This window comes from Streptococcus constellatus subsp. constellatus (assembly GCF_023167545.1).
Taxonomy (GTDB): domain Bacteria; phylum Bacillota; class Bacilli; order Lactobacillales; family Streptococcaceae; genus Streptococcus; species Streptococcus constellatus.
This window is the reverse complement of record NZ_AP014647.1, coordinates 361781-382025: the sequence shown is the minus strand read 5'-3', so window position 1 is coordinate 382025 and position 20245 is coordinate 361781. Positions and strand designations below refer to the sequence as shown.

The following is a 20245-nucleotide window of genomic DNA, read 5'->3' as shown; positions in this document are numbered from 1 at the left end:
ACCTCCAAAAATAGTTTAATTATAAAATAAAAACCTTATACGTTTTATTATAGCGTATAAGGTTTTTAGAGTCTAATAATTTGCTTGAAAACGTTTCCTAATAATCTAAAGCATCTGCATAACCCGCGCCATTTCCTACAAAATAGCCAGTTTTACAGTTGATACTAAAGAGATACGTTCCGTCTGTTCTAAATAGATTGTAATAACCATTTTCATTGATAATATTCACACGTTCAAGAATATAATCATCTCCCGTGAAATATCCACGTTCCCGTGAGGTTGCTAAGATTTTCTCTAACACACCAGGATTGAAATTCCAAGAAGGATTACTAGTATCATTGATTTTTGCTTGGTCGTACGGGACTCGACTTAAATGTCGCTGTAAAGTTGGACCAGAAGCTGGTGTGGCTGGAGTAGCTGCTGGTGCCTCAGTTTTCGGCGTTTGAGTTTGTGCCGGACTTTGAGACGGTGTAGTGGCGGTCTCAGATTTAGGAGCAGAAATCGCTGATTGCTGGCTCTTTCCTAGACTGATAGCAGCTTTCAAGACTTTATCCAAATCTGTATTTCCTGTTGTAATATCTGTAAATTTAGCATCATTTTTAATTTTTGCTTTAGTATCTAAAATACCATCTGTAATGGCTACTGAAGTAAACTGTGCATTCACAGTTTTTACAGCTTCAACTTGTTTGAGCAAGCTGTCGTATTTTCCCTTAGCAACATTGTATTCCTTTGTATTCTTTAACTTTTCTAATGCTGCTTTCAATTTATCTACATTGCCAAAACTACTATTTTTCAAAGCTAATTTATTTGCATCCGTAAAGAATGAATCATAAAGACTGTTGAAAGCCTTCAAATCCTTATTTTCAGAGCTAGAAGTAGTAGAAGATTTACTTGTTTGGCTTGTTGAATTTGTAACTGGTTTTGCTTGCTTTCTATTCAAAGACAGATAAACAGTCCCACCGATTAAAGCCAGTAAAGCTACACTTGCTGCAGAATACAGGACTTTCTTATTTTTATAAAATGGAACGTTCCCTGTTTCCATTTCTTCATCAGATACTGTAAAAGTTGAATAACTTTCCATTGTCTCAGTTGAGCTCACAGGAATGTTATCCATTTCAGGCTGAATTGCTTCCATTACTTTCGTCTCAGCCTCTGATTCCTCCGAAATCTGTGTGCTGTTTTTTTCCAAAGTTTCCTGCGGCTCTGCTTCGCTGGCTGCAAGTGCAGCTACCGTTTCATCAAAGGCAGACTCCTCAGACGCTACATCCGCAGCTTCTAAGACTTCTTCCTCTTGAACACCCTCGTGCATCTCTCGGATAAATTCTGCCAAATCTAACTGACTCAGTTGTTCCTGTCCCTCTACTTCAGACGCTTTCTCTGCAGATTGAGCCGAAAATTTTCCAGCTTCAATTTCTTGACGGTGTTGTTTAATGTATTTATCCAGCACATTATCCTCTTCCGTCACCCCTGCTTCAAGCTCTTCGCTTTTTCGAGCAGCCTGACCAATTGTCATTTCTTTAGCTGTTTCAAAATCAAGAATTGATTCTTCTTGTTCTGACAAATATTTTTCGTCTTTACTCACGGCAAATCCTTTCTAATCTATCCGGCGCTTGACTCTCTGGCCAAAATATTGATATAAATCTACTTTTAAAGTCCCGTTATAGAGTTTACGTTTTTTATCGGCTTGACTACCAAATTTTGTTTCAAATGTTTCATCACTAGTTAAGATAAATTTACTCCACGTCTTTAGTAGTGCAAAAGTCTGTCCCATTTCTTGATAAAGTTTGGTCACAGCATCATCATTCAACAATCGCTCTCCATAGGGTGGATTGGAAATAATGACACCATTTATCTTGTTGGTGTGCAAATCTTGCAAACGCATTTGCTTAAAAACAATCTGCTCAGAAACACCTGCTTCTTCAGCATTTCGCTTGGCAATCTCTACCATCCGCGCATCAATATCAGTTCCTAAAATATCCAACTGAATATCTTGCTTAATCTGCCCTAAAGATCTAGCGCGAACACACCCAACCAAGTCTGAGTCAACCCAATTCCATTCTTCAAATGCAAAATGGCGATGAAGCCCCGGCGCCATATTCATGCCAATCATAGCTGCTTCAATACAAAAAGTTCCTGAACCACAAGTCGGATCAATCAGAGGTTTATCTGGATACCAATTGGATAAGAGTAAAATTGCAGCCGCCATATTTTCTTTAATGGGCGCGCCACCTTTTTCAGTCCGATAGCCACGTTTAAAAAGGCTAGAGCCTGTCGTGTCAATCAAAACAGTCGCTACATCTTTCAAGATAGAAACTTCAATTTTAAACTCAGCTCCATTTTCCATTAGGGGGACACCCTCTGGTCGAGCATAGTGCTTTTGCAACTTTTTGACTACTGCTTTTTTAGAAATAGCTTGCACACTTGGTTCATTGTGGAGTTTTGATTTGACACATTTTGCCTTAGCAATTGGAAATTTTGCCCCAAGTGGCAGGTAGTTTTCCCAATCTAAAGCAAAAATCCCCTGAAATAATTCCTCAAAAGTCTTAGCTGGAAAGTTGCCAACAACAATTTTAATACGGTCTGCTGCACGCAACCAGAGATTGGTTTCAATAATGGTCTCGACAGTTCCTTCAAATCGAACACGTCCATTTTCCACTTGACATTCTAAGCCAAGATTTCTGATTTCACGACCAACTACAGCCTCTAAACCAGCCGCAGCAGTCGCAATCAACTTAAATTTTGTTTTCATTTACCCTCTCAAAATAAAAGCTAGCATAATACGCTAGCTAAACCTATATGCAACTTTCTATAAGCCATGTTTTGTTCCAGAAATAACTAGGTATCATTTCCTTCGATAATCATCTGTCTACTGTTTCCAGTCAGAATGCTGTGTTCGTTTCCACGCATTCCGTGCCCCGACCAAAGTTTGGGTTGCTAGCTTGAGGGGTTTACCGCGTTCCACTTTTTGCGTTTCCGCAAAAACTACGTCACTGTGGCACTTTCAGGACTATTCCAGCATATCCAGAGACGTAGCTGTTTCGTCCGCCGTAACGATTTCTCGTCCCTAGGCTTATTGTTTCACCTAGCACAAACACTACGGGCATCACAGCCCGTGCTAGCATGGACTTTCCTCATGAAAAGACGACTCTTCACGCGATTATCCAAAAATTGCACATTACTTATTAAATTTCGTTATTTAAGATTTGCTTGCCAAATACTTCTTTTTCCAAACGATTTAAACGCTTTAAAATATCAAAATTTGTCAACGTAGCAGAAGCTGTTTGAGGAGTTTCCATGATAGACTGTGTTAAAGGTGAAGTTGCCGACTCAGCTGACTTTTTAGCGAGTTCAGCCTTTAAACGAGTATTTTCTTCACGAAGTTCCTTTACCAAAGCAGCATACGTTTCGTAATCTTTAATGACATCGTCTAAAAATTCATCTACTTCTACTTTACTATAACCTCGGACGCCAACTTTAAAATCTTGATCAAAAATATCTTTCGGTGTGTAAATAATACTTGCCATTTCTCTCTCCATTCTCGTTCATTACTTTAATTATATAAAAAATGAACCGCAAAAATCAAGATTAAACATCTAATTTTCGGAAAAATTTTCTGCGACTTCGTTCAAGTCATCAAATGTTAATTTTTTGATAAAATATTGTTCTTGACTTTTCATCATTTGATAAAGATATTTCAAATTCGTCTCATTTTCTTCATCGTAAAAAATATAGGCACCATCTGTATTGTTGAGTAGAAAATGGTTGTAGTCACGAAATTGACTCGGGTTTTCATAATGCGGATAAGCATATTTTACAAAGTCGACCTGTTTGAAATGGTTTAATTTTTCTTGATTGACTTCATTCCAATTTTCCCCCTGATTCTCAAAAGTGAAAATTGTTGCCATTTGAAAATCGTAGTTTTGCTGTAATTCTTTTGCAACTTCTAGTACCCAAACTTCAAAGCCTAAATTTCCAGTGAAAATCAGCCATTCCACTCCTTGTTCCAATAATCGAGTCAAATTACGTTGAATCACTTTTTTAATAATCTTGATTCGAGGATCTTTTTCATCAAAAATTCCCAGATCAAAATTTCGATAGCCCACTACTAATATACTAACCACTTAAATTATCCCTTTATTTCCTTTTTTATGTTATAATAGAGTGATGTTATTGTACCAATAAGGAGATATATGGTCAACTATCCACATAAAGTTTCCTCGCGCAACTCATTGAAATTTCCTAAAAAGAAATCAGTTGATTTTGCCAATCGAGGAATGTCTTTTGAAAAAATGATCAATGAAACAAATGATTATTATCTTAGTCATGGGTTGGCGGTCATTCACAAAAAACCGACACCTATTCAAATCGTAAAAGTAGATTATCCTAGGCGTAGTCGGGCAAAAATTGTAGAAGCCTACTTTCGACAAGCCTCTACAACAGACTATTCTGGTGTCTACCAGGGGCGTTACATAGATTTTGAAGCAAAAGAAACTCGTCAAAAGGCTTCTATGCCTATGAAAAATTTTCATGCGCATCAAATTGAACACATGGAACAAGTCGTCAAACAAGGAGGAATTTGTTTCGTTTTATTACACTTTTCAGCCTTAAAACTGACGTATTTGCTTCCTGCTCCTTATCTGATTAACTTCTTCAAGATTGACAAAGGGACAAAATCCATGCCACTTGATTACATTCAACAACATGGATATTCTATTTCACAGAATGGACTTCCTAGCATTCCGTATCTTGAAATCATTCAACAAAACTTACTAGGTGGTAAAATAAATGAATAAGCAATCTTTACTGACAGCTGCTAAATATGCTGCTATCGGTCTCATCTCATTATTTCTTCTAGGAGTTGTTGCTGGCGGAGGAATCTTTCTCTATCAAGTTCACAAGGCGCCCGCCTTGTCAGAAAAGAAACTAGTTGCTACAACTTCCAGTAAAATCTATGATAGTGAAAACAATCTTATTGCGGACTTAGGCTCTGAAAAAAGAGTAAACGCAGCAACAAGTAATATTCCAACTGGTTTAGTTCAAGCTATCGTTGCAATTGAAGATCACCGTTTCTTCAACCATCGTGGTGTGGATTCTGTTCGTATTTTAGGTGCTTTTTTAAATAACTTGCGCAAAGGAAATCGGCAAGGCGGCTCCACTCTGACACAACAGTTGATTAAATTGACTTATTTCTCTACCTCAACTGCCGATCAAACGCTATCACGTAAAATCCAAGAAGCCTGGTTAGCAGTCCAGCTGGAGCGCAAAGCCACTAAGCAAGAAATCATTACTTATTATGTAAACAAGGTCTATATGTCAAATGGTAACTACGGTATGCAAACAGCTGCTAAAAGTTATTACGGCAAAGATTTGAAAGATTTGAGCTTGGCTCAAACTGCTTTATTGGCAGGGATGCCTCAAGCACCAAATCAATACGATCCCTATACACAACCAGAGGCTGCTAAAAATCGTCGGAATCTTGTCTTATCAGAAATGTATAAACTCAAATACATCTCTGCTGAGCAATACGAAAAGGCAGTCAACACCCCTATTACCGATGGTCTGCAAAGCTTAAAAAATTCTGCTTCTTATCCGGCTTACATGGACAATTACTTAAAACAAGTAATTGAGCAAGTTCAGCAAGAAACTGGCTATAACTTGCTGACGACAGGAATGGAAGTCTATACTAACGTCAATAGAGCTGTTCAAGAACGCCTTTGGAACATTTATAATAGCAATGAATATGTTGCCTATCCAGATAATGAACTGCAAGTAGCTTCTACGATTATGGATGTTACAAATGGCAAGGTGATTGCTCAACTAGGAGCTCGAAATCAAACTTCAAATGTTTCTTTTGGTACCAATCAAGCCGTTGAAACCAATCGTGACTGGGGTTCAACCATGAAACCAATCACCGATTATGCTCCAGCCATTGAAAACGGAATTTACACTTCGACAGCTGCTTATATTAGCGATACCCCTTATCATTATCCTGGAACAACTACTCCGGTTTACAACTGGGATATGCGGTATTTCGGAAACATCACCATTCAGTATGCACTTCAGGAATCTCGGAACGTCCCAGCTGTCAAAACATTAGAAGCTGTTGGTCTCAGCAAATCAAAGAAATTCCTTAATGGACTTGGCATTGATTATCCAGATATGGTCTATGCAAATGCCATTTCAAGTAATACCACAAAATCAGATAAGAAATATGGTGCCAGCAGTGAAAAAATGGCTGCTGCCTATGCTGCTTTTGCAAATGGAGGAACTTATTATAAACCTCAATACGTCAGCCGTGTTGTCTTTAGTGACGGAACTTCAAAAAACTTCGCTAATCAAGGCACAACCGCAATGAAAGAAACAACTGCGTACATGATGACAAATATGCTGAAAACAGTTCTCACTTCAGGTACAGGAACCAACGCAGCTATATCAGGTGTCTACCAAGCCGGTAAGACAGGGACTTCCAATTATTCTGATGATGAATTGGCGAAACTAACAAAACCTTATGGTGGTTCAAGTGTTGTGACTCCAGATGAACTATTTGTTGGTTATACACAGAAATATTCAATGGCAGTGTGGACAGGTTACACCAATCGTCTCACTCCTGTTCTGGATGACGGTGTGAAAGTTGCAACAGATGTTTACCGTGCTATGATGTCTTACTTGTCTGAAAGTGGGACAGAAGACTGGGAGATGCCTAGCGGTCTCTATCGTAGCGGAAGTTATGTCTTTTTAGCCAATGCAACTAATAGATATCAACAAAATTATTATAATTCTACTTCAAGTTCTAGCTTAGAAGAATCGTCTACATCTTCAAATAGTCAAGAAAGCTCTACTCAAGAGTCATCAAGTAGTTCTTCATCAAGCAGTTCCTCATCAAGTACGGAACCCAGTGCTTCCACGTCTACAAATTCTCCTAATAACAGTAGAAATTCGGAAACTCCTCCTTCACGAAATCAATAACGAAGAAGTTTCTGAAAGCCAAGCAGTTTAGAAGATAACATCTTTAAATCAGAGTTTTGTAAAAATTAAAAAACACGAACAATTCAAATCCGGTTGCTTACTGGTCTTGATTGCTCGTGTTTTTCTATTTCATTCTCTTACAGAGTCTTTTAAAGCAAACTTAAAAATTTATCCTACTTCTTTTTATTCTTATTTGCTAGCCAGAGCTCCCATTGGATCCCACGGAGAAAGCACTTTTGGCTCTGCTTCATAGGCTGCTAGTTCTTCAGTTGTTAAAAATTCTTTGCGGACAACGATTTGATAAGTGTATTCGTCCATCCAGTCATCGCTAGCAACAAAATAGCCTTTGTTCCCAACTTTATCACCCCAAGAATTTTCCACTTTCCATTTTGTCGATTTGCCATTTTCGTCCAAGTCAACACCTGTCAAGACCATAGCATGAGTCATGAGACTTTCACTGTAATCCAAGCGCCCTGCTTTGTCTTGTATCAATTCAATATCCATGCTGGAAGTAAAATCATACATATCATTCACCATCACACCAGCCTTGCGATTGCTAGATTGACCCACATCAGAACCAAACCAAACCGTTTCTCCTGCTTGCATTTGAGCAATGGCCAGTTCTTTCAAACGATTCATATCGACATTCAAATAGCGGACATCACGTGCTCCTACGACATTTCCTAACATCTCGACAGTGTAAGATTTACCATAAGGTTTGTCAGCTGTTGGGGCATTGATGATGGATACATAGTCATCTAGCTTAATATCCACATATTTCTTGTAAAATGCTTGTGGTGTCAATCCACTTTCGCCATGGAAGTTATTGTCTTTATCACGATAAGCAAAATCAAAAGTACGAGGAGGGAGTCCAAGGGTCATTGCCAAGAAATTAAAAATTTCTTGCAAAAGTTCTTCTTTCTTTTCTTGAGCAGCTGCTGCATCAGCTCCGCTAGTAACCAAGTCACGTAAAATTTGTGCATCCTGGCGGAGTAATTTGTTGAGATATTGATTAAGCTCACGACTGTTACTTGATGAAATAGATTCTGGATAAACAGATTTTGGCACCACACCATATTTTTCAAAAAGTGCCACAACCATATCCCATTGACCACCGTCTTGTTGAGGTGTATCAAGTAAGAATTTGACCTTGCGACTGGTTAATTCTTGGTCTGCAGTTGCTAATACTTGCTCCAAGAACCAGTTCGATTTTTCATATTTATCCCAGAAGAATGTATGGGCTTGTGACAATTCAAATTCTTCTAATTGAAAGCCCGCAATCATTTTGTGGCGAAATGTATTGAGTGCTGCAAACATCCAGCAGCGACCAGAAGCTTTTTGATTGCTGACCTTATCTTTGGTCAAATCAATTGAAAATACAGGATTGTTTTCAGCAGCGCTATTGCGTTTTTCCAGTGAAGTTAATAAGCCATTGTGACTGACTGCATTTTCAATTGCAGCATATTTTACATTTGCTTCATAATTAGCATATAATTTATCTGTAAATTGTTGATCTAATGAATTCATAGATACCTCCTTCTAATTCTACACACTATTATAGCTTATTTTTAAAATTCTTCAAATAAAAAGTTAGGTGTGCCTAACTTTTTCGTTCTACATCTGATTTTAATAACCTACGGATTTAAAAAACGTAAGTTAGAACAATTCTTCTGCTTATTTCCAAAAATTATCGAAGATGGTAATTGGCAAATGACGTTTGTGCTCACCTTTTTTCCACCAAGATTCAATAGTCGCCTGTGCTTCTTCTGATACAGTTTTGCCTTCCAGATAATCATCAATTTCATTGTAAGTAACACCGAGAGCAACCTCGTCTGCAATCCCTGGTTTTTCTTCTTCTAGGTCTGCTGTCGGCACTTTCTCATAGAGAATGGGGTCCGCACCCAAGGCAGCCAATAGCTGTTTCCCTTGACGTTTATTGAGACGATAAAGTGGTAGAATGTCTGCACCACCATCACCAAATTTCGTAAAGAAAGCTGTCACATTTTCTGCAGCATGATCCGTTCCAATAACCGCCCCATTATAGGAACCAGCTAAAGCATACTGCGCAATCATACGGCTCCTCGCTTTGATATTGCCTTTATTGAAGTCTGAAACCTTAGCACCAGTTGCTCCCACAGTAGCTGTCATCGCATCTGCGGATTCCTTGATATTTACTACAAGGCTGACATCTGGTTGGATAAAAGCGAGCGCTCTTTGGGCATCAGCTTCGTCAGCCTGCACTCCATATGGTAAACGCACTGCGATAAATTGATAGTTATTATCGCCAGTCTCAGCTCGCATTTCTTCTATGGCCAATTGTGCTAAACGTCCTGCTAAGGTTGAATCTTGTCCACCTGAGATTCCCAAAACATAGCTTTTCAAAAACGGATGTTTTTTTAGATAAGTCTTTAAAAAATCAATAGACTTACGGATTTCTTCTTGTGGATCAATGACAGGTTTCACACCTAATTGCTGGATAATCGTTTCCTGTAAGGTCATTTTGTTTCTCCCATTTGGCTTGCTTTTTTGCGCATTTGATCAATCAAATCCACCTTATCTTGCCATACATCACGTGCCAAATCCACAGGATAATCTTGTGGATTGAGAACCCGTTTGTATTCATCCCACAGCTTATCAAACTCTTTGCGAGCATATGTTTGGATTTCTGTTAAGCTTGGCAATTGGTACACAAGTTGACCTTGTTTAAAAATGTCTACCAACAGAGGTACTGCATCAAAATTTGTCACAGTTTTATTAATGTAGGTGTAAGTCGGATGGAACATTTCTAATGCTGTTATCGCATTGACATCTACACCGTCATAAGTGATGTAATCTCCTTCTGATTTCCCTTTTGCACGGCTAGTAATGCGCCAAACTTGTTTTTTACCTGGTGTTGATACTTTTTCCACATTATTAGAGAGCTTGATCGTATTGCGCAAATTGCCATTTTCATCTTCAATAGCCACAATCTTGTAAACTGCTCCCAGTGCTGGCTGGTCGTAAGCAGTGATGAGCTTCGTTCCTACGCCCCAAACGTCAATTTTGGCTTTCTGCATTTTCAAGTTGAGGATTGTATTTTCATCCAAGTCGTTTGATGCATAGATTTTCGCATTTGGGAATCCAGCTTCATCCAGTTGCTGCCGGACTTTTTTAGAAATATAAGCCAAGTCACCTGAGTCAATCCGTACACCGAGGAAATTGATTTTGTCTCCCATTTCACGTGCCACACGAATAGCTGCTGGCACCCCCAGACGAAACGTATCATAGGTATCCACTAAGAAAACACAGTCATGGTGCGTTTCAGCATATGCTTTGAAAGCTTCATAATCATTACCATAGACTTGAACGAGCGCATGAGCATGCGTTCCCAAGACTGGAATATCAAAAAGTTTTCCAGCACGCACATTACTGGTTCCATTTGCTCCACCAATAACTGCCGCACGAGTCCCCCAAATAGCTGCATCCATTTCTTGTGCTCGGCGGGTACCAAACTCCATTAAAGGCTCATCTTCAATGACTGAGCGAATCCGGGCTGCTTTTGTCGCTACCAAAGTTTGATAGTTGACAATATTTAATAACGCTGTCTCCACCAGTTGGCATTGGGCAAGTGGGCCTTCTACTTGAACAATTGGCTCATTGGCAAAGACCAAGTCGCCCTCTTGTGCAGAGCGTACTGTTAATTCCAATTTTAAATTGGCTAGATAAGCTAGAAATTCTTCATCATAGCCAAGAGAACGAAGATAGGCAATATCACTTTCTGAAAATGTCAAATGATTTAAATAATGGATCATCCGTTCCAAGCCTGCAAAAACAGAATAACCACTGTGAAAAGGCTCTTTGCGGAAGTATACTTCAAAAACTGCTCGTTTATTGTGAATATTTTTTCTAAAATAAACTTGCATCATGTTGACTTGGTACAAATCTGTATGCAAAGTTAAACTATCATCTGGGTACATAATGACTCCTTGTAAGATATATTTTCACTTATTATACCACAAATAAAAAGAGCAAGCGGAAATCTTGTCAATCTTTGAATGGCAAAAACAATTATTTTTAACTTTTAGTGATTATAAGATTGCGTTTGATTATATATTAGAATGTTTATCCATTACTTTTTTCATCAGAAACTTCTCCCTGTTGACAATCTCATTACCAATATAAAAAGCTAAGAAAGTCTTGAAACAACTTGAAAACATCGTATCATTTTTCTTAGCTTTATGACATATTTATTTTGATTTAAACTTCCATTGGCTGTACATTCCAAATCCAACTATCCAGATGGCTGATCCGATAGCACCCACAACAGTTGACTTTTGTAAAAAGAGCGTGACAAATACAAAAGCAAAGAAGAGTAAGGTGAGTGGGTTGAGAAATTTGTAAGCTGGCATTAGATAACCATCTGCCATAAATTCTTTTGATTTTCTGTATTTCAAGTGAGCAATCATAGTGAGGGCGTAGATAGCAATGTAAACACCTGATGAAGAGGCTGTAATCAAAACAAAGGAATCGGACACTCCCGGTAAAACCTTAATAAAAGCAGCCAATGCAATCACTACCGCCGATGTCAAAATAGCATTTTTCGGAACGTTCTGTCTGGATAATTTGCCAGCACCAATTCCATTCAGAAAGCGGTTTGGCGAGTCATGAGCAATTTGATACAAATGACGTCCTGTTGAATACAAAGTAGAGTTCAAGGCCGAAGCGGCTGAGGTCAGTACCACAAAATTAATTAAAGCTGCCGCCCATTTAAGCCCTGCTAACTTAAATACGATAACAAAAGGAGAGTCTGTTGTTGCTAAATCTCTCCACGGGATGATCGCCATAATTGCCAAAAGTGAGCCACCATAGAACAAGACAATTCGTAAAGGAATTTCCTTTATTGCTTTAGGCAATACTTGACGAGGATTGGCTGTTTCTGAAGTCGTAATTCCAATAAATTCAATCGCCTGATAAGCAAAGAAAACCATTTGAAAGCCCATGACAAAACTCATAAAGCCATTGGGGAAAAGTTGGAAATTTTGACTGATATTACTTAAACTGGCTACACCATTTGGGGTTTTAAAGCCTGTCAACACCATAAAAATAGCTGTCACAATCAAAGCAATAATCGCTACAATCTTAACCATGGCAAACCAAAATTCAACCTCGCCAAAGACTCGTACCGCAATCAGATTGACCATGCTCAAAATAGCAAGGAAGACAATTTGAATCAACCAAGCAGGCCAAGTTGGGAACCAAAATTGGACATATTGCGCAACTGCCGTGATTTCTGCCATACCAATAAAAATGAGGGAGATCCAATACGACCAGCCAGAAAAATAACCCCAACCATTACCAAGATATTTTGTGATGAAATTGATAAATGTATGCTGGTCTGGATCATAGTACAGCATTTCTCCAATCGCCCTCATCATCAAATACATAAAGACACCTGTCAACATATAAATGAGGATAACAGACGGTCCTGTCAGACTAATCGAACGTCCAGCTCCCAAAAAGAGACCCGTCCCAATAGTCCCAGCGATAGCTATAATTTGCACATGGCGATTTTGCAAACCACGTTCCATCTTGTTTTGATTTTTTTCAGAATGTTTATCACTCATACAAGTCTCCTTTTTACGTGAACTTTTCTATTGTACCACAATTCTGACAATTTCACTAGTCATTTATGAAGGCAGGAGAATTGAACAAGTCCAAAGAAGCACTCTTATTATCACTCCATCAGTGCATTGATGTGTTTTTGCTAATCAGAAAAGACTGGATATGAACCCAGTCTTAAAAATTCTCTGTAATATATTTATAAACTTCTTGTCCTGCGATTGCTCCGTCACCAACAGCTGTCGTTACTTGACGAAGGTTCTTTTCTCGAACATCACCAATGGCATAGATGCCAGAAATAGCCGTTTTCATATGATTGTCAGTCACAATCCAGCCAGCTTCATTGGTAATGCCTAAATCTTTGACAAACTCACTGACTGGCTCTAATCCAACATAGATGAAGACACCGCCAAATTCATGTTCAGATATTTCACCTGTTTTGACATTTTCTACTATAACGCTGCTAACACGCTTGTCTCCTTTGATTTCCTTCACAACTGAACCCCAAATAAAGCGGATTTTTTCATTGGCAAATGCACGATCTTGAAGCACTTTTTGTGCACGGAGTTCATCGCGCCGATGAATAATCGTCACCGTTTTTGCAAAACGAGTCAAAAATACAGCTTCTTCCACTGCAGAGTCGCCTCCACCGACTACCAACAAATCTTCATCACGGAAAAAGGCACCATCACAAACTGCACAGTAGGAAACACCACGACTGTTGAGCTCTTCTTCTCCTAATACGCCAAGATGGCGGTGGAAAGCTCCCGAAGCAATGATAACAGTCTTTGTTTCAAAAACTTCATCTTCTGTGAATACTTTTTTCACATTTCCATGATCTTCAATCTTTTTAACATAGCCAAACAAATGCTCTACTCCCAATTTTTCGAGCGGTTCAAACATTTTTTCTGCTAGTTTTGGACCACTAATATTAGCATATCCAGGATAATTTTCAATATCTGAGGTATTATTCATTTGCCCGCCTGGAATGCCTCTCTCCAAAAGAGCAACTTTGAGGTTACTTCTAGCAGCATATAAAGCTGCTGTCATTCCCGCTGGTCCTGATCCAATAATAATTGTATCGTACATATCGTCACTTCCTTTATTGTAATCACTGTTATTCTAACGTTAGTAGAGCTTTTTTTCAAGAATTATGCTTTTAAGACAAGTAAAATCCCCATCATAGCAAAAGATAAAATCGGAATTGTCATCACTGCGATTAGCAACATGTCATACAGATGAGCTCGTCGATCTCTGACCGTTTTATCAACACGCCGGACAGCGCGAAGACCAATCCATAATCCTAAAAAACTCCCTACCAGTAGCGCTGTAATCAGTAAACTCTCTAAATAAAGTATAAAAACTCGAAATAACATGTCATTCTCCCCATCAAATTAACTTTTACTTAACATAAAATGCTTGAAATAAACCCAGCTAGCAAGAACTGGGCTTCTTTTTTATTATATCAAATATATGTCCGTTTGTAACTGGCAAAAAATTCTTTTGTGCGTTCTTCTTTAGGATGGTTCATTATTTCTTCGGGAGTTCCCATTTCAATGATGTGTCCTTTATCCAAAAAGAGTACCTTGTCTGCCACTTGAGAGACAAAGGACATATCATGACTAACTAGAATCATGGTCTGACCAGCCTTGGCTGCATCTGCAATAGATTTTTCAACTTCTCCTACTAGTTCAGGATCCAGGGCAGATGTTGGCTCATCCAATAGTAACACATCTGGTTTCATCGCTAAAGCTCGTGCCAAAGCGACCCGTTGTTTTTGTCCACCTGACAGATGATGTGGATAGTGATTTTCACGATCCGACAGACTAACTTTTGCCAGTTCTTCTTTGGCAAGATTCGTTGCTTCTCGGTCTGAGAATTTTTTTACAACCAACAAACCTTCTTTGACATTATCCAAAGCTGTCCGACGATTAAAAAGGTTAAACTGTTGAAATACCATCGCCAACTTTCGCCGCAAAGTTAGAATTTCTTCTTTGCTAATCTTGGAAAAATCAACTGTAAAATCATCAATTGTAATCGTTCCGCTATCTGGTTGCTCTAAATAATTCAAACTGCGTAAGAAAGTAGATTTCCCTGCACCAGATGAGCCAATCAAAGCAACTACTTCACCTTTTTGAATCTCTAAGCTAAGATTATTTAAAACCATTTGTCCAGAAAAGGATTTGCTGAGATTTGAAATACGAATCATTAACGAACATCTCCTTTCGTTCGTATTTGTGGATTGAGATTATCAGGCACTTCAATAACCATTTTCTTTTCGATAAACCGCCCAAATAGTTCAATCACAATATTCACGCCCCAATAGACAAAAGCTACCGAGATAAAGCGCTCGAAGTAGCGGTAATCTGCACCGCCCAAAATCTGCGCTTGAGCAAAAATTTCCACAACTCCAGCACTGAAAGCCAGAGAAGTACCTTTGGTCAGACCAATCAGAGAATTAATTAGTGTCGGTGTAGCAACGACTGCTGCATTTGGGATAATGATACGACGATAAACTTGCCTATTTGTCATGCCCAAACTACGAGCCGCTTCGATCTCTCCATAATCCACTGATAAAATCGCTGCTCGAATAGTTTCGCTGGCATAAGCTGCTTCATTAAAGGCAAAAGCTACAATTGCAAATAGATAAGCTGGAATAGCATTTATATTTAGACCCGTACCGAATCGCAAGTTGATTGCTTTCAGAAGCAAAGGAATCCCATAATACGTTAACATGAGCTGAACAAGCACAGGCGTCCCGCGCAGAAAGCTAACGAAAAAGGCTTGAAGAGGATACAAAATCTTCACACGATTGATTTTGACAATCGCAAAAATGAGAGCCAAAATCAAGCCAAAAAAAGCTCCTCCAAAAGTCAATAGCAAAGTTGTCGGTAATTTTTCGATAATTCTTGGCAGTCCGTCAAACACAGATCGCCAGCTAAAAAGCTGCTCGTCTGGAATTTTCTGAATCAATTCTTGATACCAATTAGACGCTAAAATCACTGTTGTAACCATCATTGTAACTTCTCTTTCTCAATAATGTCTAATTCTATCACAATTTTATAAATTCACCAATTATTTACTACGATAAAAATAGACTAGCAAGACTAGTCTATCACATTCGTTTTATAAAAAATAATTGTTTTTATTTATGAGAGTGATAAAGAAATTTTAAGACTAAAAGCTCTGACGTTTCGCTTTTCTTTCTGCACGACCGCGTGCTCGATTTTCAGCACACCTGGTTTTTCGGCGTTTTTCATTGACAGCCCATTGAATTTTCTTTTTATAGCCCGGTTTGATTTTTTTCTTCTTCTTTTTAACCAAACCAATCATCTCTGTATCCAATTTTTCTTGGCGTTTTTCACGATTAGAACGACGATCTCGATCATAAGTATCCTGAAACTCATCAGCTTTTATCATCTTAGGAATGAACTGAATTCCCAATTTCTCTAACTCGCGAATATCTGAATCATCACTTGGCTGATATAGGGTAATGGCAGTGCCTGGCAGCCCATTTCGTCCTGTCCGACCAACTCGGTGGATAAAGAAAGACAAATCTTGCGGAATTGCATCATTGATAACATGACTGACCCCTTCAATATCAATCCCTCTTGCTGCTAGATCGGTCGCCACAATATATTCAAATTCCAGATTTTTCACTTGATTCATAATCCGTTTGCGCTCTCGCGGAGGAACGTCTCCGTGAATTTTAGCGACCTTAAGTCCTTGCGCTGTCAAATAACTGTGCAGCTCATCAGCTCGTGTTTTAGTATTAACAAAAATCATGGCTAGATAAGGCTGCAAAAGCTGAGTGATTCGGTAAATTTGCGCATTTTTATCCTGACCTTTAGTCGAAATCAGCCAGTTTTCAATCGTATCAGAGATGACTGTTTTGGTTTTGATCTGCTCTATGACAGGGTTTGATAGATATTTTTTTAAAAATGGCTGTAATTTTTGTGGAATCGTTGCTGAAAAGACTAAAAATTGCAATTCTTTTGGCAAACTGGACGCAATCTTATCCACTGTTTCTAAAAAGCCCATATCCAAGGTCATATCTGCTTCATCTACTACAAAGGTATTCGCCTTATGAATAGCCAAATCACCTGATTTCACCAAATCATAGATACGTCCCGGTGTTCCAATAACGATATGCGGCTGACTGAAAGCCAATTTCCCAATCTGACGATTTTTATCAGTCCCACCAACATAATGAGCCACTCGAATTTCCTTATCAGAGAAAGTAGCAATTTGGCGTGCAGCTTGATAAATCTGCGTGGCTAATTCACGACTGGGAGCTGTAATGACAGCCTGAACATTATCTGCATCCTCATTCATCTTTTGAAAAATCGGTAATAAAAAAGTGTGGGTTTTCCCTGAACCTGTTTTGGACTCTCCAACTAGATCTCGACCCGCAAGTACGATTGGAATCAATTTTTCCTGTACTTCTGTCGCCTCGACAAAGTTCAAATCTATTAATGCCTCTTGAATATAATCTTTAAACTTAAATTCTGTAAATTTCATGTTTTCCTCTATTCGTTACTTGTCCTACCTATTATACCAGAACTTACTTTAAAAATAAAAACGAATCATTTCTTTTGTCATTTCCCGCCCTTTTCTATGAAGCTCTCTCTTTTTATGATACAATAATGTTAAGTTCACAAAAAGGGATTACCATGAAAAAATTTATTATTACTCTTGTAACAACTCTCTTACTTATCTTAACTCCTACTGTCTGGGCCGATAATTTTGACGTAGGCGCCAAGCACGCTATTGCGGTTGATGCCACAACTGGAAAAATCTTGTATGAAAAAGATGCTGATCAGCCAGTTGAAGTTGCTTCTATTACTAAATTGCTAACAGCTTATTTGGTCTATGAAGCCATTCATCAAGGAAAGTTCACTCTACAAACCCCAGTGGATATTTCTGACTATCCTTATCAACTAACCGTTAATCCAGATGCCAGTAACGTTCCGTTGGAAGCAAGACGGTACACTATCGAAGAACTATTAGAAACTTCCTTAATAGCCAGTGCCAATAGCCCAGCGATTGCTTTGGCTGAGAAGGTCGCAGGTAGTGAGAAAAAATTTGTGGATTTAATGAAAGCTAAATTACAACAATGGGGAATCAAAAATGCCACTATTGTCAATGCTTCTGGACTTAAAAATTCTGTTTTAGGAGAAGAACATATTTATCCTGGTTCAAACAAAGATGATGAAAATAAATTGAGTGCTTATGATATTGCAATTGTTGCTCGTCGTTTAATTCTTGATTACCCAGAAGTTTTAGAAATTACCAAAAAAGCTACATCTAACTTTGCAGGTATGACGCTTACATCATCCAATCATATGCTTAAAGATATGCCGGCTTTTCGAGCTGGAGTGGATGGTCTAAAAACTAGTTCTTCTGATAAAGGAGGAACTTCCTTTGTCGGAACAATCCAGCAGAGAGGCATGCGTTTGATTACAGTCCTTCTCAATGTCGATCATGCAGATAAAGATGAAAACGCCCGTTTCACAGCTACTTCTAGGTTTATGTCTTATATTTATCAGCAATTTACTGTCCAAACTCTTGTAAAAAAAGGTGAAGCCTATGATAAAAGTTCTGCTCGCATTATCAACGGTCAAAAAGATGAAGTCACTGCCGTTGCAAGTAAGAAACTCACTATTGTGCGGAGATACAATCATAAAAAACCTACTGTCCACTTTACAACCGATAAAAAAGGTTATCCTACGCCTTTAAAAAAGGGTGTCGTTGTTGGAAAATTGACCTATACAGACAATGATTTGATTGGAAAAGGCTATCTTGACAAGAAACCACCGACTATTTCCATGCTTTCAGCAGAAAGAATAGAACGCCCCTTCTTCCTCAAATCTTGGTGGAATGAATTTGTCCAATATGTCAATGAAAAATTATAAAAAATCGCGATAATGCACCGCACCCCAAAAGTTAGACAGAAAAAATCTAACTTTTGGGGTGCGGTGCATTTTTTATTTAACCTCAATTATTAATCTTTTTCAGACTTTTCAGCTTCTTCAATTGCCTTTTTAAGAGCATTCCAGCCTAAGGTTGAGCATTTAATACGCTGAGGAAATTTAGCAACACCAGCCAAAAAAGCTGCATCTCCCAATTCCGCTTGCTGCTTATCTTCTTTCCCTTGAACCATTTGAGAGAAAATCTCTGCCAACTTTAGTGCTTCATACTTCGTCTTCCCTAGGACTACATCAGTCATCATACTAGCTGATGCTGTAGAAATACTGCAACCAGAATTCACAAATGCAATATCCTCAATCACTCCCTGCTCATCAAACTGAACCGACAGACTGATGACATCTCCGCAGGTAGGATTATTGAGATTCACTTGCTCCACTCCTTCCAAACGACCTTGATGATGAGGGTGAGCTGAATGATCCGTCACAACTGCCTTATAAAGGCTATTTAGTTTAGAAAGTGCCATCGAAAAACTCCTTTGTTTTCTGCAAAGCTTCAACGAGCTTATCACAGTCTGCTTTGGTATTATACATATAAAAGCTAGCTCGAACAGTCGCTACCACTCCTAGGTAACTCAACAAGGGTTGAGCGCAGTGATGTCCGGCTCGTACAGCCACGCCTTCATAATCCAGAGCTGTTGCTACATCATGGGGGTGAAGACCAGCTAGATTAAAAGAAATAACACCTGACCGCTGAGCCAAATCCTCCGAACCATAAATGGTGAGACCCTCAACAGCTTGTAATTTGGGAAAGACATAAGCCAGTAATTCTTGCTCATATTGATGAACAGTTTCCATTCCGATCTTATCCAGATAATCAATAGCGGCAGCTAAACCAATAGCTCCAGCTATATTGGGTGTGCCCGCCTCAAACTTCCAAGGGAGCTCTTTCCATGTTGCTTTCTGCTCATAAACAAAATCAATCATTTCCCCGCCAAATTCTACCGGAGGCATTTGATTCAAGAGTTTCTCTTTTCCATAAAGCACACCGATACCCGTCGGACCTAGCATCTTGTGACCTGAAAAAGCAAAGAAATCAACATCCAAGTCTTGAACATCAATCTCCATGTGAGGTACAGATTGGGCTCCGTCCACTACCAAAAGAGCATCTATCTGATGCACTAGCCCTGCTATTTCTTTTATAGGATTCACCACACCTAATACATTAGAAACGTGAGCCAAGGCAACAAACCGCGTCTTTTCAGTCAATTTTGACTGAAAGTCAGCAAGGTCTAACATACCGTCTTTCAAATAAGCATAAACCAATCTGGCACCTGTTTTCTGACAGGCTTCTTGCCAAGGAATGATGTTAGAATGGTGTTCCATAACAGAAATCAGCACTTCATCTCCTGGCTGCAACACACTTTCAGCATAGTGCGCCACCCAATTGAGCCCAGTCGTCGCACCTCTCGTAAAGAGAACTTCTTTCGTTGAAGCAGCATGGATAAAAGAGCGTACTCGTTCCCGCGCAGCTTCATAAGCTGCCGTTGCCTGTTCAGCCAGCGTATGAACACCACGATGAACGTTGGCATTATCTTTTTCGTAATAATCCGTAATTGCTCCTAAAACCTGCCTTGGCTTTTGAGTCGTTGCTGCATTATCCAAATAAACCAGTGGCTCATCATTGACGATCTGATCCAAAATCGGAAAATCTTTCCAAAGGACTTCAACATCAAGTTTAGACATTTCTTTTC

The 20245-nt window shown here is 38.9% G+C and carries 18 protein-coding genes and 1 other RNA gene; 3 read left to right on the top strand and 16 right to left on the bottom strand.

The window, feature by feature from the left end; genetic code table 11:
* Positions 1 to 97: 97 nt before the first annotated feature.
* From SCSC_RS01955 to SCSC_RS01935, 5 genes are all read right to left on the bottom strand, one after another.
* Entirely contained in the window at positions 98 to 1582 is a 1485-nt protein-coding gene (locus SCSC_RS01955) for a cell division site-positioning protein MapZ family protein (RefSeq protein ID WP_006270054.1), read from the bottom strand.
* A gap of 12 nt (positions 1583 to 1594) precedes the next feature.
* The gene (locus SCSC_RS01950) at positions 1595 to 2749 is read right to left on the bottom strand and encodes a THUMP domain-containing class I SAM-dependent RNA methyltransferase (RefSeq protein WP_006270067.1); all 1155 of its coding nucleotides are present in this window, start codon (positions 2747 to 2749) and stop codon (positions 1595 to 1597) included.
* 55 nt (positions 2750 to 2804) lie between these two features.
* Positions 2805 to 3169: RNase P RNA component class B (rnpB, locus tag SCSC_RS01945), an RNA gene on the bottom strand.
* A gap of 13 nt (positions 3170 to 3182) precedes the next feature.
* A complete protein-coding gene (gene gpsB / locus SCSC_RS01940; RefSeq protein ID WP_003070262.1) occupies positions 3183 to 3524 on the bottom strand; it encodes a cell division regulator GpsB in 342 nt (113 codons plus the stop codon).
* 69 nt (positions 3525 to 3593) lie between these two features.
* Positions 3594 to 4121 (bottom strand): SLOG family protein, encoded by a 528-nt coding sequence (locus SCSC_RS01935; protein ID WP_006270047.1) that lies wholly within the window; start codon positions 4119 to 4121, stop codon positions 3594 to 3596.
* A 69-nt stretch (positions 4122 to 4190) separates the two neighbouring features.
* Between SCSC_RS01935 and recU the strand changes: the two genes are divergently transcribed.
* Both recU and pbp1a read left to right on the top strand, forming a co-directional pair.
* Positions 4191 to 4793: a Holliday junction resolvase RecU gene (gene recU, locus SCSC_RS01930; RefSeq protein WP_003070265.1), complete on the top strand. Its 603-nt coding sequence runs from the start codon at positions 4191 to 4193 to the stop codon at positions 4791 to 4793.
* Complete coding sequence (gene pbp1a, locus SCSC_RS01925; RefSeq protein ID WP_003070267.1) at positions 4786 to 6966, top strand: penicillin-binding protein PBP1A; 2181 nt, start codon at positions 4786 to 4788, stop codon at positions 6964 to 6966. The genes recU and pbp1a overlap by 8 nt, the downstream gene beginning before the upstream one ends.
* A 189-nt stretch (positions 6967 to 7155) precedes the next feature.
* Here pbp1a and pepC read toward each other — a convergent pair whose 3' ends face one another.
* From pepC to SCSC_RS01880, 9 genes are all read right to left on the bottom strand, one after another.
* Positions 7156 to 8493: an aminopeptidase C gene (gene pepC / locus SCSC_RS01920; RefSeq protein WP_006270060.1), complete on the bottom strand. Its 1338-nt coding sequence runs from the start codon at positions 8491 to 8493 to the stop codon at positions 7156 to 7158.
* 147 nt (positions 8494 to 8640) lie between these two features.
* Entirely contained in the window at positions 8641 to 9465 is an 825-nt protein-coding gene (gene nadE, locus SCSC_RS01915; protein WP_006270070.1) for an NAD(+) synthase, read from the bottom strand.
* Entirely contained in the window at positions 9462 to 10922 is a 1461-nt protein-coding gene (locus SCSC_RS01910; RefSeq protein ID WP_006270056.1) for a nicotinate phosphoribosyltransferase, read from the bottom strand. Before SCSC_RS01910 ends, nadE begins: the two co-directional genes overlap by 4 nt.
* A 270-nt stretch (positions 10923 to 11192) precedes the next feature.
* Positions 11193 to 12569 (bottom strand): amino acid permease, encoded by a 1377-nt coding sequence (locus tag SCSC_RS01905; protein WP_006270063.1) that lies wholly within the window; start codon positions 12567 to 12569, stop codon positions 11193 to 11195.
* A gap of 172 nt (positions 12570 to 12741) precedes the next feature.
* Entirely contained in the window at positions 12742 to 13653 is a 912-nt protein-coding gene (trxB, locus tag SCSC_RS01900) for a thioredoxin-disulfide reductase (protein WP_006270074.1), read from the bottom strand.
* Between the two features lie 62 nt (positions 13654 to 13715).
* Positions 13716 to 13940 carry a DUF4059 family protein gene (locus tag SCSC_RS01895; RefSeq protein ID WP_006270072.1) on the bottom strand — a complete coding sequence of 75 codons (225 nt, stop codon included), beginning with the start codon at positions 13938 to 13940 and terminating at the stop codon, positions 13716 to 13718.
* 89 nt (positions 13941 to 14029) lie between these two features.
* The gene (locus SCSC_RS01890; protein ID WP_006270082.1) at positions 14030 to 14773 is read right to left on the bottom strand and encodes an amino acid ABC transporter ATP-binding protein; all 744 of its coding nucleotides are present in this window, start codon (positions 14771 to 14773) and stop codon (positions 14030 to 14032) included.
* Positions 14773 to 15579: an amino acid ABC transporter permease gene (locus tag SCSC_RS01885; RefSeq protein ID WP_100207688.1), complete on the bottom strand. Its 807-nt coding sequence runs from the start codon at positions 15577 to 15579 to the stop codon at positions 14773 to 14775. Before SCSC_RS01885 ends, SCSC_RS01890 begins: the two co-directional genes overlap by 1 nt.
* A 162-nt stretch (positions 15580 to 15741) precedes the next feature.
* Positions 15742 to 17085, bottom strand: a complete 1344-nt coding sequence (locus tag SCSC_RS01880; protein ID WP_006270075.1) for a DEAD/DEAH box helicase — start codon at positions 17083 to 17085, stop codon at positions 15742 to 15744.
* 152 nt (positions 17086 to 17237) lie between these two features.
* Between SCSC_RS01880 and pbp3 the strand changes: the two genes are divergently transcribed.
* Positions 17238 to 18479 (top strand): D-alanyl-D-alanine carboxypeptidase PBP3, encoded by a 1242-nt coding sequence (gene pbp3, locus SCSC_RS01875; RefSeq protein WP_022524654.1) that lies wholly within the window; start codon positions 17238 to 17240, stop codon positions 18477 to 18479.
* An 89-nt stretch (positions 18480 to 18568) separates the two neighbouring features.
* On the opposite strand, the gene sufU is transcribed toward pbp3, so the two are convergent.
* Together sufU and SCSC_RS01865 are read right to left on the bottom strand one after the other, a co-directional pair.
* Positions 18569 to 19018, bottom strand: a complete 450-nt coding sequence (gene sufU / locus SCSC_RS01870) for a Fe-S cluster assembly sulfur transfer protein SufU (RefSeq protein WP_006270080.1) — start codon at positions 19016 to 19018, stop codon at positions 18569 to 18571.
* Complete coding sequence (locus SCSC_RS01865) at positions 19005 to 20237, bottom strand: cysteine desulfurase (protein WP_003070293.1); 1233 nt, start codon at positions 20235 to 20237, stop codon at positions 19005 to 19007. The genes sufU and SCSC_RS01865 overlap by 14 nt, the downstream gene beginning before the upstream one ends.
* Between the last annotated feature and the right edge of the window lie 8 nt (positions 20238 to 20245).